Origin of the sequence: Janthinobacterium algoris (assembly GCF_051380935.1) — a bacterium.
Classification (GTDB): domain Bacteria; phylum Pseudomonadota; class Gammaproteobacteria; order Burkholderiales; family Burkholderiaceae_D; genus Janthinobacterium.
In genome coordinates this window covers 207,632-220,290 of sequence record NZ_JBNYXZ010000002.1, presented here as the reverse complement: position 1 = coordinate 220,290, position 12,659 = coordinate 207,632, and the positions used below count along the sequence as shown (strand labels likewise).

Sequence of the window (12,659 nt, the reverse complement as noted above, 5' to 3'; positions counted from 1 at the left end):
ATTCAAACAATATCAAGGAGACAGCATGACCATCAAAGTTGCCATCAATGGCTATGGCCGCATCGGCCGCAATGTCTTGCGCGCGTTTTATGAAGGCGGCAAGCAGCAGGATATCGACATCGTCGCCATCAATGACCTGGGCGACGCCAAGTCAAACGCGCATTTGACGCGCTACGATACGGTGCACGGCAAGTTTCCCGGCGTCGTCACCATCGACGGCGACAACATGATCGTCAATGGCGACCGCATCCGCGTCTTCGCGCAGCGCGACCCGGCCCTGATACCGTGGGGCGAACTGGGCGTGGACGTGGTGCTCGAATGCACGGGTTTCTTTACCACCAAGGAAAAAGCCTCGGCCCACCTGAAGGGCGGAGCAAAGAAAGTCATCATTTCCGCGCCGGGCGGCAAGGATGTGGACGCCACCATCGTGTTTGGCGTCAACCAGCACGTGCTGAAAGCATCGGACACGGTCATCTCGAATGCCTCGTGCACGACGAATTGCCTGGCGCCACTGGTCAAACCGCTCAACGACGCCATCGGCATCGAATCGGGCCTGATGACCACCGTGCATGCCTACACGAATGACCAGGTGTTGAGCGACGTGATGCATGAAGACTTGCGCCGCGCCCGTTCGGCCACGCATTCGATGATTCCCACCAAGACGGGGGCGGCGGCCGCTGTCGGCCTGGTCTTGCCGGAACTGAATGGCAAGCTGGACGGTTTCGCCATCCGCGTGCCGACAATTAACGTCTCCTTGGTCGACCTGTCGTTCATCGCCAAGCGCGACACCACGGTCGAGGAAGTCAATGCTCTGCTGAAGGCAGCATCGGAAGGCGCGCTGAAAGGCATCCTCACGTACCAGACGGAACCGCTCGTTTCCATCGATTTCAACCACAACCCGGCTTCGTCGAACTTCGATGCGACCCTGACCAAGGTCTCGGGCCGCCTCGTGAAAGTGTCGTCGTGGTATGACAACGAGTGGGGCTTCTCGAACCGCATGTTGGACACCACGGTTGCCCTGATGGCGGCCAAGTAAGAACGCAGTACCGCTGATCCAGCGCACCAGGACGGCCGGCCCACAAGGCTGGCCCTTGTAGCAACTCATTATAGAAAGCAGCACACCATGACCATGCAAGTACAGCAACGCGCTACCAAGATCGTTTCCACCATCGGCCCCGCTTCGAACGATATCGATACCCTGGTCCGCATGTTCAAGGCCGGCGTCGACGTCGTGCGCCTGAACTTTTCGCATGGCAAGGCGCAAGACCATATCGACCGCGCCCGCATGGTGCGCGAAGCGGCAGCCCTGTGCGGCCGCGAAGTGGCCATCATGGCCGACTTGCAAGGCCCGAAGATTCGCGTCGGCAAGTTTGAAGAAGGCAAGATTTTCCTGGAAAACGGCGCTTCCTTCATCCTCGACGCGAAGTGGGGTGAAAACGGCGAACTGGGCAACATCGAGCGCTGCGGCCTCGACTACAAGGAATTGCCGCGCGACTTGCGCACCGCCGACGTGCTGCTGCTCAACGACGGCTTGATCGTGCTGACGGTCGATAAAGTCGTCGGCAGCGAAATCCACACCACCGTCAAGATCGGCGGCGAATTGTCGAACAACAAGGGCATCAACCGCCAGGGCGGCGGCCTGTCGGCGCCGGCCTTGACAGCGAAAGACATGGAAGACGTGAAAACGGCGATGAGCTTCCAGGCCGATTACGTGGCCGTGTCCTTCCCGAAAAACGCCACCGACATGGTCATGGCGCGCCAGTTGGCCAATATCGCCGGCGAAGCGTGGGACCACAAGCCGATGATGATCGCCAAGATCGAGCGCGCGGAAGCCATTCCTGCGCTGCAAGAAATCCTCGACGCGTCTGACGGCATCATGGTGGCACGTGGCGACCTGGCCGTGGAAGTGGGTAATGCGGCCGTGCCAGCCCTGCAAAAGCGCATGATCAAGATGGCGCGCGCGTCGAATAAACTGGCGATCACGGCCACGCAGATGATGGAATCGATGATCGTCAACGCCGTGCCGACCCGCGCGGAAGTGTCCGACGTGGCCAATGCCGTGCTCGATGGCACGGACGCCGTCATGACGTCGGCGGAAACGGCCTCGGGCCGCTACCCGATTGAAACGGTGGAAGCGATGGCCGCCATCTGCCTGGACGCGGAAAAGTGGGATACCTGCAAGCTGGATGCCGATTTCCTCAACGCCACGTTCTCGCGTATCGACCAGTCGATCGCCTACGGCGCCCTGTTTACGGCGCATCACCTGCGCGTCAAAGCCATCGCCACCCTGACGGAATCGGGTTCCACGGCATTGTGGATGAGCCGTTGCAACATCGACATCCCCATCGTCGCGCTGACCCCGAGCGTGGGTACGCGCCGCAAGCTGGCCCTGTACCGCAACGTCAGCACCCTGGAACTGACGTCGGGCACCGACCGCGATAAAGTCTTGCAACAGGCGGAAGACTTGCTGTTGGAACATAAAGTCGTGGCCAAGGGCGATACCGTGGTGCTGACCTGGGGCGAGCCGATGGGCAAGGTCGGCGGCACGAACGCGCTGAAAATCATGAAGATCGGCCAGCACTGACCGTATATTACTGACCACATCACTGGCCGACCGCCGCCTGCAGCCTTAAAAATGGCTGAAAGAGGGGCGGTTGGCCGGTCACCGCAATGGCAGGTGCCCAATCTGCCATTGCGGTGAGCACATTTCCGTGTCAGCATGGTTTTCCTGCCTTCCAAGGCACATCTGGAGTTCATGATGACGACATACCTGCCTGCCTTGATCTGGTCGCTGTCGGCCTTCGCTTGCCTCTTCATTGCCAAGCGCCGCCTCGTCAAGACAACGGCCGTCCGGGCCGTCCTGGTGACCTTGCTGGGGCCGTTTGCCATTCCCTTCGTGCTGCTCGCAAAGCCCGAAAAACCTACTCTGGCTTAATCACCCGCGACCGTCATGTACGGCTAAGCGTGCGGCCTGCGGGCATTCCTCTTTGCTATATTCAAGTTTTTAGCCGAAAGAGCATGCCCATGAAACGCAGCGCGACCCTGTTCCTGATGACTATCCTTCCCCTGTGCGCGGCCACGTTCGCCTCGGCAGCCGAGCCTGTGCAGCGCCTGCAGCGCGCCACGGGGTTGTGGAAGGTGACGCCCGCCACCTCGCCGTTTTCCTGGGAAATCTGTGTTGACCAGCAATACGACCGCCTGATCGAAGATGACTTGTGGACCGATTTCGAGCAGGAATGCCAGATCGCGTCGCAAAGCCGCCAGGGCGACAGTTACCATTTCCAGTCCAGCTGTCCGGGTGCCATGCTGGCCGGCAGCTTCAAGGGCGACCTTGCCAAGGCATACACTTTGATCGCCGACACCACGATGGAATTGAACGGCAAGAGCGAGGTACAACGCACCGAGCTGGCAGGGGAGTTTCAGGGCGCTTGTCCAGCAGGGCTGGCGCCGGGCGCCAAGAAAATGCGCGGCGGCATGGTGATGAAGAGTCTGTATCTAAACCGCAAGCAGCCACGCTGAAACAACAGTTTCCAGGGATAGGCAGGCGCCGGCATTGACGCCGGAGGCAATGATTTGTGATAATGAGAATTATTATCAATTAGCCGCGCCTTGCCATGAGCGCATCGGAGTCCCTAGTGAACATTGCGCAGTCAAGCGAGTCGATCGCAGGCATCTACAGCAGCCACCACGGCTGGCTGATGCGCTGGCTGCGCGCCAAGCTGCAGTGCGCGGACCATGCGGCCGACCTGGCGCAGGATACCTTTGTGCGCCTGCTGACGGCGCCGCCGGAAGGCCGGCAGACCTTGCGCGAACCGCGCGCCTACCTGACCACCGTGGCGCAGCGCTTGCTGATCGACCATTACCGGCGCGTGTCGCTGGAGCAGGCGTGGCTGGAAACCCTGGCGCAGCAGCCTGAATTGCTGATGCAGTCGCCGGAAGAGCGTTTGCTGGTGCGCGAAGCCTTGCAGCGCATTGATGCCATGCTCGACGGCTTGCCGCCGCTGGTGCGCAGCGCCTTCCTGCTGGCGCATGTGGACGGCCTTGCTTATGGGGAAATCGCCCGGCGCCTGGCCGTGAGCGAGCGCAGCATCAAGCGCTACATGGTGCAGGCGTTTGAGCGCTGCATCCTGCTGATCCTGTGAGCGCCAGCATGACTGCCATCGAGCCACGTGCCGCCCGCGCGGCGGCGCAATGGCTGGTGCGCCTGCATGGGGGCGCCTTGACTCCCGACGAGCAGCAAGCTTTCCTGGCCTGGCGCGCCAGCGATCCCGCGCACGAAACGGCGTGGACGCGGGCCGAGCTGGTGTGCAGTACCCTGGCCAGCGTGCCGCCCGCGCTGCGCCAGACGGAGGACGCGGCGCCGCAGTCGCCGCACCGGCGTGCCGTACTCTACGGCTTGGCTGGGCTGATCGCGGCCGGGCCGGCCCTGTGGCTGGCCAGCCGTTCTGCGCCGTGGCAAGCGTGGCAAGGGTGGCATCCTGCAATTCGCACCGCCAGGGGCGAAATCCGCCACATGACATTACCGGATGGCACGCAACTGGTGCTCAATACGGACACGGCCATCAATGTGCATTACGGCGCGGTGGAGCGGCTGCTCGTGCTGCATGCCGGGGAAATCCACGTCGCCACGGCGCACGACGCAGCCGTGCCGGCGCGACCGTTCCTCGTGCGCAGCAGCAATGGCGCCGTGCGCGCGCTGGGCACGCACTTCAGCGTGCGCCACGCTGGCACCGTGCTGGCGCCGCGTACGCAGGTGAGCGTCAGCGAAGGCGCCGTCGAGATCCAGCCGTCGCAGGCGCCGGAGGCCTTGCGCAGGATCGATGCGGGCCAGCAGGGCAGCTTCGATGACGTGGCCGTTGCCCCCTTGTCGCCGCTGGCGCCGCACGCTGCCGGCTGGCTGCAGGGCGTGCTGATCGCCGAACGCATGCCGCTGGGCGAGGTGCTCGAACAGGTGGCGCGCTATCGCTACGGCGTGCTGCGCTGCGATCCGGCGCTCGCTGCCATGCCGGTGGACGGCATTTTCCAGCTGAACGACCCGGACAACATCCTGCTCTTGCTGCAGCGCTCCTTGCCGATCCGGCTGGCGCGCCGCACGCGCTACTGGATCAGTGTTGAGGCCGCTTGAAGCAAAATTTGCCACTTACCTGTCCCTTTTCCCGGATTGCTTCGTCATACAAGCTAGAGAACGAACAATCCGAACCATCGAAAGGGCTTACATGGCTTTGCAGCACCGCATCCTTGCACCATTTTCACCAGCGCGAATGACGCTCCATCCCACCACCGGCGCCGTGCGCGCCGCGCTGGTCTTGCTCCTGGCCGTGGGCGCGGCTGGCGCCGGCTTGCCGCAAACGGCGCAGGCCGCCGAGTCCAGCCCGGCCGCCAATGTGCGCGACTACAGCATTCCTGCCGGCGGCCTGCGCGGTGCGCTGTCCACGTTTGCCATCGCCGCCGGCATCAACCTGTCCACCCAGGGCGTGGCGCTCGACGGCTTGGCGACGTCAGGCTTGCAGGGCCGCCACAGCGTCTCCGCTGCCCTGCAAAAACTGCTGCAGGGCAGCGGCCTTGAAGTGACGGACGGTGGCAATGGCAATTATCTGTTGCGCAAGATTAATACCAGCACGGCCGATGCCGGCCTGGCCAGCATGCCCGCCGTGGTCGTCAGCGCCGAGGCGGACCGTGCCACGGAAGGCACGGGTTTATATACGTCGCGCGCCATGTCGACGGCCACGGGCTTGAACTTGTCGCAGCGCCACACGCCGCAAACGGTCAGCGTCATTTCACGCCAGCAAATGGAAGATTTTGATTTGACCACCTTGCAGGATGTGGCGCGTGCCACGCCCGGCCTGTATGGCAAGACGCAGGGCGTGTCCGACCAGGAAACCACGTATTTCGCCCGCGGTTTTGCCTTGAGCCACGTGAATGTCGATGGCTTGCCGCTCGATGTCACGGGTTTTAACGAGCGCAACGTCTCCGCCGACATGCTGATGTATGACCGCGTGGAAGTGGTGCGTGGCGCCACCGGCTTGATGGAAGGGGCTGGCGCACCGTCGGGCAGCATCAATATGATACGCAAGCGCCCCACGGCCACGCCCTTGCTGAACGCGTCGGCCCACCTGGGCAGCTGGAAGGACCGACAATTGACGGTCGATGCCAGCAATGCCTTGAACGCCTCGGGCAGCGTGCGCGGCAGGGTTGCGGCCAGCTGGCGCGACAGCGACAGTTTCGTCGACGTGGTCAACAACACCAACGGCACCGTGTATGCGATCGTGGAAGCGGACCTGACGCCGTCAACCACGGCCGGTATTGGTTTTTCGCGCCAGCACAGCCGCACCGATGGGGTGTTTGTCGGCTTGCCGACCTTGCCCGATGGCCGCCACATGGACTTGCCACGCTCGACTTTCCTGAATAATGCGGATTCTTTCCAGAAGCGCGACAACAACGTGGTCTTCGCCGACCTGGAAACGAAGCTGGAGCAGGGCTGGCGCAGCCGCTTCGCCATCACGCACATCGATGCCTCTTCATCGACGCGCAATACCACCAACAGCCGCGTCGCTGGCGCAACGTATCTGCTGGAACAATCTGAAACGGGCTGGAAGTACAACACGCAACAAGTGGTGGCCGACTGGCGCTTGAGCGGCCCTGTCACCTGGTTCGGCCGGCAGCATGACGTCATCGTCGGCGCCAGCTACCGCCATGACGACTCGGACGCGGGCCAGAGCTGGGACGGCGCGCAAACGCGCGTGATCGATATCCGCCACTGGAATCCGCGCGCCTACCGCATGAATGGCGCGCCGTTCGAGCCCTACAACTGGGGCCGCAAGACGGATGAGAAGGGCCTGTATGCGGCCGGCAACTTCAGCCTGGCCGATCCGCTGCGCCTGGTGCTGGGCGGACGCTTCGGCTGGTATGCGCAGGATGTCACTGGCTGGTATGCCACCAATCCGGCCTGGCGCCGCGACCTGACGGAAAACGCCAAGTTCACGCCGTACGCGGGCCTGGTCTACGATTTGGATCAGCACCATTCCGTGTATGCGAGCGGCACGCAGATCTTCCAGCCGCAAAGCGTGCTCGATGTGCGCGGCAATACCTTGCCGCCGCTGAGCGGCACCAACCTGGAAGTGGGCGTGAAGGGCGAGTATTTCGGCGGCAGGCTCAATGCCAGCGGCGCCCTGTTCCGCATCAGGCAGAATAACCGCGCCATGGCCGATGAAGTCAATTGTCCCACGGGCGGCGCCATCTATTGTGCCCGCGCGACCGGACAGGTGCAAAGCGAAGGCGTCGATCTGCAATTGTCGGGCTCGCCATTGCCGGGCTGGCAGATCGCGGGCGGCTACACCTATGTACTGGCCAAGTACACGAAGGATAGCGTGGTCGCCAACATCGGCCAGCGCATCGCCACGGACGAGCCGAAGCAATTATTCAAGCTGTATACGAATGTGCAGCTGAGCGGCAGCCTGGCGCAATGGAATCTGGGCGCCTCCGTGACTGCGCAGGACAAGATTTACCGACGCGACAAGGCTTTCCTGACGCAGCAGGGCGGTTACGCCATCGTCGGCCTGACGGCCGGCTACCGTCTCAGCGAACAGCTGCAGGTGCGCGTGAATATCGATAACGTGCTCGACCGTCGCTATTACCAGGGACTCGGCTACGCGTGGTCGGGCGGGCTGGAACGCTACGGCGCGCCGCGCAGCGTGCTTGTCTCGCTGAACTACAAGATGTAAAGGCTGTGCTTGCAGAGCGCGTCCTTCGCGGCGCCTCTGCTACACTGCCGCCGTCTTCACTTTCACACTGCTCCCATGTCCGCCACGCCTGTCCTGACGCCCCTGAAAAACGCTTTCCAGCTATCGCGCACCGAAAATAACATCGAGCTGATCCTGCCTGAACTGCTGGCCGCGCAATTGCATGTCGTCATCGGCGGGCAAAGCGAGCAGATCGACCTGTTCCTCGTGCCGTCGCCCAATCCCGAGCGCCAGTGCGTGACGGTGGCGGAAGACCCGGCTTTCCTGGCTGGTATCGCGTTTCCCAACATTCCCGTGACGGGCGCGCAACTGATCGCGTCGATTCCCTCCGAGATCGAAATCGTCCTCCTGCACGGCGACGGCGCCAATTACCTGACGCGCGAGCAACTGGCGTGGTTCCGCAGCATGCTGGCGCCGACCGCTTGAGTGGTGATAAGGCGCGCACGCTGAAAAGAGCGCGCGCGGAGTGGATATGCTTTGCGCCAGCCGAGGATGTGACGCCATGCGCGGCGCCTGCCGGGCTGGGATAAAACCGTGCAGCGGGAGTTGGCGTAGCTGCAGCGGCTGAAAGTGGTCATGCATGCAGGCGCGCTGCAGGTCTACCGGGCAGCGCCACCGCTGGCGCGCGTGGAACCGCTGTGCTACACGACCCTCGCGGACTCTCCGCTGATCCGCGTGGTGGGCCTGGACTTGCCCGGGCCGCAGCGCTGGTCGCTGTGCCAGATCAAGGACGAACTCAGCAGCCGAAGTGGACTGGCCGCTATCGCTGTCTGCGAGACGCTGGGCCTGTCCAGCTAACAATCCAGCTAACAATCCCGGCGCGGTCCGCGTGTGCTGGCCGCAGGCGTAGACGGACCATTGTCGCATCGCCGCCGCAATAGCTATCATTTTTGATAACTATATTGCTGAAGTCCTATGAATCTTTTCGCAAAGCAACTATACTCAAGGCTCTTTAGAAAATCATCGTCACGCTGGCGGCCAGCTATCCGCGCCAGAGTTCGTACGTATTCCGCTTCTTCTCTCTGAACGAGCACCTTTCCCCCGCGCGGCAGCCGCGGGCGTGATGACCGAGTCTTGCCCTGGTCGACTGCTACCGTTGTCATTTTCGCTGTGTTGCCGCTTTACTAAAAAGCCTGGCGCCGGCGCGCGGTGCGCCGTCATGTTTAGCGACGTTAGGTTTCACTCTCTTATGCCACGACAGTATGTTTAGTTCCATCTTTGCCGTATCGACCGATGCCATGCAGTACATCTATGGCACGCACAATGTCGGGCTGGTGCTGTTTTCCATCGGCATCGCTATCTTTGCCTCGTTCATGGCCCTGCAGATTGCCGGCATGGCGCGCAGCAGCGAGCGCGGCTTCCAGCGCCAGACAGCCATCATCACGGGCGCCATTGCGCTGGGCGGCGGCATCTGGTCGATGCACTTCATCGGCATGCTGGCCTTCGACATCTGCACGCGCGTGTCCTTCGAGCCCAACCTGACCTTACTGTCGATGCTGCCGGGCGTGGCTGCCTCGTGGGTGGCGCTGCACTTGCTGGCGCGCCCGCGCATCAACTGGCGCCAGCTGGTGGTGGGCGGCGTGCTGGTGGGGCTGGGCATCGGCTCCATGCATTACAGCGGCATGGCCGCCATGCAAACCTCGCTGACCCTGCACTATCAACCGTGGTTGTTTGTCCTGTCGCTGCTGGTGGCCGTCACCATGGCCATGCTGGCGCTGTGGATACGCTTCGGCCTGAACGCCATGCGTTTGCGCCTCAGCCCGCTGGCGGCGCTGCTGGTCAGCAGTGTCGTCATGGGCATGGCTATTTCCGGCATGCATTACACGGGCATGCTGGCGGCGCGCTTTTCCGGCACCCCCACGGCAGGCGAGAACACGATTACGGTCCAGGCCTCGTTCGTGGCCCTGGCCGTGGCTTTGATTACCGTCACTCTGACCGTCTTCGTGGCCGCCGCGAACGGCTTGCTGCGCTACCGCCAGTTGCTGCGCCACGCCAGCGTCAGCGAGTCGCGCCTGCGCGCCATCGTCGATACGGCCGCCGATGGCCTGATCACCATCGATGGCCAGGGCAAGGTGCGCTCCTTCAATCCCGCTGCGGAAAACCTGTTTGGCTGGCACGAAGCGGACATCGTGGGGCGCGACGCCAGCGTGCTGCTGCAGCCGGCCGATGCCGCCGAGTACGAGGGTTATTTGCGCGACTACCTGGAAGCGGGCGCCTCGCGCATCCTCGACAGCGGACGCGAACTCGATGGCTGCCACAAGGATGGCGCGGTGTTGCCGATGCGCGTGGCGATCGGCAAGATCGACACGCCGGGCCAGCCCCTGTTCGTGGCCTTCGTGACGGACATGCGTTCCTCGCGCAGCATGGAGCAGGCGCTGAAGGATAGCGAGCGCCAGTACCGCACCCTGATCCGCAATATCCCCGGCGTGTCCTTCCACTGCAGCTTCGCGCCCGAATGGAAGATGATTTTCATCAGCGACGCCGTCTTCAACCTGACAGGCTGGATGCCGCAGGACTTCGTCGAAGGGCGGGTCAGGCTGTTCGACCTCGTGCATCCTGACGACCGCCAGCGCGTCAACGACACCTGTGTGCAGGCGGCCGGCGAAAAACGCGATTTCGAGAACGTCTACCGCCTGATCCACCGCGACGGGCGCGAGCGCTGGGTGCGCGAAAGCAGCGGCCCCGTGCTGGATAACGACGGCGTCGTGCGCTGGATCGACGGCGTCATCCTCGACATCACGGAAAGCGAATTGCGCAACGCGGAATACGAAGGCAAGGTGACGGCCATCTCGCGCGCGATGGCCGTGATCGAGTTCGACCTGCAAGGGTGCATCCTGGCGGCCAACCAGAACTTCCTCGACCTGGTCGGCTACCAGCTCGATGACGTGCTGGGTCTGCACCACAGCATCTTCTGCGAACCCGGTTATGTCACCTCGCCGGACTACATCGCGTTCTGGCAGCAGCTGGCCCATGGCCAGTTCAACACGGGCGAGTACAAGCGCATCGACAAGGATGGCCGGGAAGTGTGGATACAGGCCTCGTACAACCCGATCTTCAACACGGACGGCAAGCCCTTCAAGGTGGTCAAGCTGGCCACCGACGTCAGCGAACGGCGCGCCATGCAGGAAAACCTGCGCGCGGCAAAAGACCGCGCCGAGCTGGCCGCCGAATCGAAAACCAGCTTCCTGGCCAACATGAGCCATGAAATCCGCACGCCAATGAACGCCATCATCGGCTTTACGGAAGTGCTGCTGGGGACTGCCCTGGACAGCCTGCAGCGCCGCCATTTGGGCACGGTGCGCCAGTCGGCGCGTTCCCTGCTCGAACTGCTCAACGACATCCTCGACATGGCCAAGCTGGAAAAAGGCGCCACCGAGCTGGAACTGGTGGACTTTTCGCTGCCCGACCTGGTCGACCATGTGGCGGCCTCCCTGCGCATCACGGCACAGGCGCGCGACCTGGTGCTGCATGTGGATGTCGATCCCGGCATGAGCCAGTTCTTCCTGGGCGACGCGCGCCGGGTGCAGCAGGTGCTGACGAATCTGATCGGCAACGCCGTCAAGTTCACCGAAGTGGGCCATGTGCGCGTGGCCGTCGGCATGCAGGGCGAACAGGTGCATATCGCCGTGCACGACACGGGCATCGGCATCCCCGCCGACCGTCTGGACAAGATCTTCGCCCCATTTACGCAAGCCGATTCTTCCATGAGCCGCCGCTTTGGCGGCACGGGACTGGGCACGACGATTTCGCTGCAATTGGTCGAATTGATGGGTGGCACCATCACGGTGGAAAGCACGCTGGGCGTGGGCAGCGTATTCCACGTGCTGCTGCCGCTGGCGCCGGGCAAGGCAGTGTTGCGCCGCAGCGAGCATGCCGTAGTGGCCTTGCCGCCGCTGCGCATCCTGGCGGCCGACGACGTGCCGCAGAATGTGGAGCTGCTGCTGATTACCCTGGGCGCGGCCGGTCACCAGGTGATCGCCGCCAGCGATGGCGAGAGCGCCGTGCGCGAATTCCGCACGGGCAGCTTCGACATCGTGCTGATGGATGTGCAGATGCCACGCATGGATGGCCTGGAAGCGACGCGCCTGATACGCGTGCATGAACACGAACAGGGCTTGAAGGCGACGCCCATCATCGCTCTGACGGCCAGCGTGCTGGAACAGGACCGGCGCGCCGCGCAGACGGCGGGCATGAACGGCTTTGCCTCGAAGCCGCTGGAAATGCACAAGCTGACTGTGGAAATCGCCCGCCTGCTCGATATCGCCGTGGCCATGCCGCCGCCGGCGGCCGGCGCGGCGACACGTGCGACTGCCGGCCAGGTGAACTGGCAGCGTGGCATCGCCCTGTGGGGCGGCCGCGAGACCTTGCAACGGGCCATCGCGCGCTTCGTGCAGGCCAATGGCGATTGCGCCGCCATGCTGGCCGCGGAGCTGGAACGTGGCGGCAGCAGCGTGGCCGCCCACTTGCTGCACCGTATCAAGGGCGCTGCGGGCAACTTGTGCCTGGTGCAGGTCGAAAGCCTGCTGGGACGCATCGAGCAAGCCATCGCGCGCCAGCTGCCGGCGACCGAATTGCTGGTGCAACTGGCCGCCGCCTTCATGGCGCTGGCCGGCGAGCTGGAGGCGGCAACCGAGGCGCCGCCGGCGCAGGCCAACGCAACGCCTGATGCCGCCGCACCCCTCGATGCGCCCGCCTTTGGCGCCTTGCTGCGGCAAGCCATTGCCAGCCTGGAAGGCGGACAACTGGACGACGCCCTGATGGCGCAGATTGCTGCCATGTTGGCGCCGCACGGTCAGCAGCAACGCCTGCAGGCGCTGGCCAGCGCCATCGACGACTTTGAATTTGCGCGGGCCGTAGGCGTGCTGCGCCAACTGCTGGCGTGGCTGGAAGCGCCAGCGCCAGCCGACCTTTCCTGATATT

10 protein-coding genes are annotated in these 12,659 nt (G+C 63.3%); all 10 read left to right on the top strand.

Annotated features, from left to right (window positions below; translation table 11 throughout):
* The first annotated feature begins 25 nt into the window (after nt 1–25).
* Entirely contained in the window at nt 26–1,036 is a 1,011-nt protein-coding gene (gap, locus tag ACQ4W7_RS03955; RefSeq protein WP_426071342.1) for a type I glyceraldehyde-3-phosphate dehydrogenase, read from the top strand.
* Between the two features lie 87 nt (nt 1,037–1,123).
* Nucleotides 1,124–2,584 (top strand): pyruvate kinase, encoded by a 1,461-nt coding sequence (gene pyk, locus ACQ4W7_RS03950; protein WP_426071341.1) that lies wholly within the window; start codon nt 1,124–1,126, stop codon nt 2,582–2,584.
* Between the two features lie 171 nt (nt 2,585–2,755).
* Complete coding sequence (locus tag ACQ4W7_RS03945) at nt 2,756–2,935, top strand: hypothetical protein (RefSeq protein WP_436528595.1); 180 nt, start codon at nt 2,756–2,758, stop codon at nt 2,933–2,935.
* Between the two features lie 89 nt (nt 2,936–3,024).
* Nucleotides 3,025–3,519: a DUF3617 domain-containing protein gene (locus ACQ4W7_RS03940; protein ID WP_436528593.1), complete on the top strand. Its 495-nt coding sequence runs from the start codon at nt 3,025–3,027 to the stop codon at nt 3,517–3,519.
* A gap of 116 nt (nt 3,520–3,635) precedes the next feature.
* The gene (locus tag ACQ4W7_RS03935) at nt 3,636–4,142 is read left to right on the top strand and encodes a sigma-70 family RNA polymerase sigma factor (protein ID WP_436528591.1); all 507 of its coding nucleotides are present in this window, start codon (nt 3,636–3,638) and stop codon (nt 4,140–4,142) included.
* An 8-nt stretch (nt 4,143–4,150) separates the two neighbouring features.
* A complete protein-coding gene (locus ACQ4W7_RS03930) occupies nt 4,151–5,125 on the top strand; it encodes a FecR domain-containing protein (RefSeq protein WP_436528589.1) in 975 nt (324 codons plus the stop codon).
* Nucleotides 5,126–5,261: 136 nt separating this feature from the next.
* Nucleotides 5,262–7,721, top strand: a complete 2,460-nt coding sequence (locus ACQ4W7_RS03925; protein WP_426071336.1) for a TonB-dependent siderophore receptor — start codon at nt 5,262–5,264, stop codon at nt 7,719–7,721.
* Between the two features lie 75 nt (nt 7,722–7,796).
* Nucleotides 7,797–8,165 carry a hypothetical protein gene (locus tag ACQ4W7_RS03920; protein WP_436528587.1) on the top strand — a complete coding sequence of 123 codons (369 nt, stop codon included), beginning with the start codon at nt 7,797–7,799 and terminating at the stop codon, nt 8,163–8,165.
* Nucleotides 8,166–8,315: 150 nt separating this feature from the next.
* On the top strand, nt 8,316–8,537 hold the full coding sequence (locus ACQ4W7_RS03915; RefSeq protein WP_436528585.1) for a hypothetical protein: 222 nt from the start codon (nt 8,316–8,318) through the stop codon (nt 8,535–8,537).
* 404 nt (nt 8,538–8,941) lie between these two features.
* On the top strand, nt 8,942–12,655 hold the full coding sequence (locus tag ACQ4W7_RS03910; RefSeq protein ID WP_436528583.1) for a PAS domain S-box protein: 3,714 nt from the start codon (nt 8,942–8,944) through the stop codon (nt 12,653–12,655).
* Nucleotides 12,656–12,659: the final 4 nt, after the last annotated feature.